Below are 3,316 nucleotides of genomic sequence, written 5' to 3' on the forward strand. Positions count from 1 at the left end.
AACAGGTTCTGGTTCTACAACAGGTTCTGGTTCTACAATAGGTTTAGAGGATTTATTTTTTGATTTTCTGGATATAAGAATAATTATACTAAATCCAATTACAAATACTCCAATTAATACAAAAATTGATTGTTGGAGGTCCATTTGGGAATTGGGGGATTTCCAAGAATTTTCCAATTTTTCAAGAGATAAAAGTAAATCTTGCGTAGCAGATTTTGTTGTAATTCCTTCTTGAATTAAAGTATTGGATATTGAAGTTGATTCTATTGATAACAATCTTAATTGTACTGATTCCCAAATAAATTCAAATTCAATTAATGATTTTGAGTTTTCTCTAGGAATAGGAATAATTTGTTCTGTTTGTAATGAATTCACATCATCTAATGAAATTTGTAGTAGTGTTTTAACACCAGATTCAATTATTATCCTGTTATTTTGAATGTCCATATAATTTCTTATGTCATCAGATTTTGAAATCATACTAATATTGTTAATTGATTGATGTATGTTGCTTGCAATTTCTTTATGTCTTGAATAATTATCATCCAATAAAGAAAATTCATTAATAATATTTTCTGACAATTTTTTTAATTCTGGTTCTTTATCTTGAAAATATTGTAATGATGAATTAATTTTTTGATTAGTATCTTCATCTAAAGGCAATACAGAAACAGCATTCTTTAGAATATCCCACTGTTTTTTTGCAACATTAAATTCATTTTGAATATTTTCTGAGATATCAGAATTTTCTTCTTGCAATAGTTTTGTTTGCAACATGTCAAATTTTTTATCTATATCTTGAATTTCATTTTCTAACAAACTTGTATCTTCAAATCCTGCCAGTATGGGAAGTTCTGTAACTTTTGATTGGATATTTTGAATTAAGTTTGACAAATCATCAGATTCTTGAGCTTGTATTTGTGAAAAAATACCAGTGTTTACCATTACAACTGAAATCAGAATTCCAATAAGAATTATTTTACAATACAAATCAGTTACCTCCTCTGAATGTAACTTTTAATTTAGTTTCAGTCATCACATCATTACTAACAGGGCTTCCATCTTTAGATTCAAGTTTGATGTCCCATTTCCCTTCAATTGGATCTACAGAAGTTATTGAGAATCGTTGTACAGGATTGTCTGAACCTGAATATCTTACACGTATAATTTGTTCATCTAAAATTATGCTCTCAAAATTACCTCGTTTTCCTTTAGTTGATTCAGTAATGAAGCATTCAGAAGAATCTCCAATTACACAAGTACCGTCAGGAGCATTTACTCGAAATTTCACATTTGTGTCATAAGTTGAGGAATATAGATGGGCAGATCTTGCAATTTCTGAACCATTTTTATCAGAAATTGATGTTATCTCAGTTAATTCAGATAGTGAAATTATCTGTTTTGGCGCAAATGTTTTGATTTGAATTATATTGCTTTCAATTATTTCTCCATAGCTTTGGAAGATTGTTTGGATATAATATTCCTGTTTTGAGTCTTGTTTTTCTATTGTCCATGGAACTTTAACTACTTGTTTTCCTATTTCAAATAATTCTATTTTTTCAAAAATCATTTCATCATCAACTAACACTTGAATAGTTCCAAACAATGGGCCTTGGGAGTTATTTTCTACATTAGTTGTGATATTGATTGTTTTACCTTTTGCCACATTTTGTTTTGTGTTTACATCAAGTTTCACATCTACCTCATAATCCGGCTGTATGCTAATCGCGAATTTACCTGTCTCTTGAACTTTGTCATCTGCATTTGTTACTCTAATCCAATAAGTCATTCCAGGTTCTTTAATGATATTTTCAGAAATTTCTCCTGAAATTTCATAAGTACTTGATGTTATGTGTTTTGCATCCATTAAAATTGAAATATATTCTGATTCTGATTGTTCGGTATTTATGATTCTTAATTCTGCTCTTTCAATTGAAGTTGGAGAATTTACAGCACCAGTAACTTGGATTGATTTTCCTAATCCCAAGTAATTATTTGTGTTTATCGCACTATATTCTAATGTAGAGTCATCTATAGTGAATTTAACATCAAAGATTTTTGGGGCTTTAGGATCTAATGCACCAGCAATTCTACTTTCGGTGGTGTCTTTGTTGATTATTAGAACTTCTCCACATTCATTTACATTTATGCTACTTTGGGTTATTATTGGAATTCGTCCTTGGAACGCTTCTACAATGACAACAAAGAATTTATCTCCAGAAGACAGTTCTGCTTCATAGTAATATTTTGTGGGGGCAAATGGTTGTTCATCCATTAATTTTGCAAGAACAATTCCATTTGAAGGAGTTCTAATTTTTGCATCAGGGGATGTTGGCAATTCCAGATCTTTATTATCTACACCTGCAAGAATTCTTACTTTGTTTTCAGTACATACATCATATTCGATTTCATATATCTTCAATTTAGTGCCTTCAAGAATACCCTCATATCCAGTGGAGACACCGCCGCCACCGCCGCCACCGCCGCCACCGCCGCCACCGCCACTTCCAACAACATTAGTGGAAGTTGTAGTAGTGGAAGTAGATGAGGATGTTCTCGTTCCTGTTGAAAATATAGATGCCGTTTCTGTAAAGATTATCAAATTAGAACCAGAATCAATCTTACATGCTTGTGGGAAAGTGGTAGGAATGTTAGTAGGAGATGAATTTGAATTACAAGTTGTTTGAATCTCTTGAGTGTTAGAGCCCTCCTTTATGTGGGCGATTTTACCTGCTTGATTTGCCAATGTAAGTTTCACCGCAGGGTTAAAGGTTAAACTTCGATCTGGATCACCAAATTCCATTGCAAAAGTAGTGTCAACATCAGAAATTGTTACAGTTCCAGTATCAACATTCTTTGGCAAGGATAACTTTCCATCCCATCCAGTTCCTGAAATTGTAGTGGTACTTGGAATTTCAACAGTAGTTTGTACATTAGTATTTGATGCAGTAATAGTTAATGTTTGACCTAACGCAGAAGAGGTACTACCAGACAACATTCCTGCTAAATCTAAGACAGGAGAACTAACTGTATTTGGAACAGTGACTTTGTTTAGTGAAGTACTAGTACCAACTACAATAGTGTTTGTTGTAGAAGTTAAAGTGACATCACTAGTTTGAGAGTCAATAATTACATTAGTACCAGTTTCAAGAGACACTGTACTTGCAACAGAGATAGAATCAGACAAAGATTTTGATGATTGGGTAGCAGATACAGTGTCAGTTATGGCTACAGAGTCAGAGAGTATCTTGGTGACAGAGGTAGATACAGTGTCAGTTATGGCTACAGAGTCAGAGAGTGTCTTGGTGACAGAGGT

The 3,316-nt window shown here is 32.7% G+C and carries 2 protein-coding genes; both read right to left on the reverse strand.

The genetic code is table 11. The features are described from left to right. Positions 1 to 990 (reverse strand): hypothetical protein (locus ACX12B_RS09635; protein ID WP_459353794.1); only part of this gene is annotated, 990 nt, incomplete at its 3' end. 1 nt (position 991) lies between these two features. Next, positions 992 to 3,316, reverse strand: a 2,325-nt coding sequence (locus ACX12B_RS09640; protein WP_459353795.1) for a hypothetical protein, incomplete at its 5' end; no start/stop codon positions are given.

The organism is Nitrosopumilus sp. S6 (genome assembly GCF_054515815.1).